The organism is Oceanospirillum beijerinckii DSM 7166, from assembly GCF_000422425.1.
Classification (GTDB): domain Bacteria; phylum Pseudomonadota; class Gammaproteobacteria; order Pseudomonadales; family Halomonadaceae; genus Oceanospirillum; species Oceanospirillum beijerinckii.
In genome coordinates this window covers 1-312 of the sequence record NZ_KE383832.1, presented here as the reverse complement: position 1 = coordinate 312, position 312 = coordinate 1, and the positions used below count along the sequence as shown (strand labels likewise).

The following is a 312-nucleotide window of genomic DNA, read 5'->3' as shown; positions in this document are numbered from 1 at the left end:
CCAGAGCCAGAGCCAGAGCCAGAGCCTGAGCCAGAGCCGGAACCGGAGCCAGAGCCGGAACCTGAGCCTGAGCCAGAACCAGAGCCAGAGCCGGAACCAGAGCCGGAACCAGAGCCAGAAACTCAGTTGGTTGATGGTGTGCCTGTTACGACGACGGTAACCGTTGACGAGGACGGTGAAGAGACGAAGACGGTGACTGTTCAGCCAGTGGCATCGGAGCGTGAAGATAGTAATGCCCAGACAGAGGAAGCGGATATCCCGTTGCACTTTACCGAAGGTGATCAGGAAGCGGTGACCAGTATCAGTTTGCCT

At 58.0% G+C, this 312-nt stretch carries 1 protein-coding gene; it reads left to right on the top strand.

Annotated elements, in window-relative coordinates; translation table 11 throughout:
* Positions 1–312, top strand: a 312-nt coding sequence (locus H579_RS29360; protein ID WP_028302471.1) for a hypothetical protein, incomplete at both ends; no start/stop codon positions are given.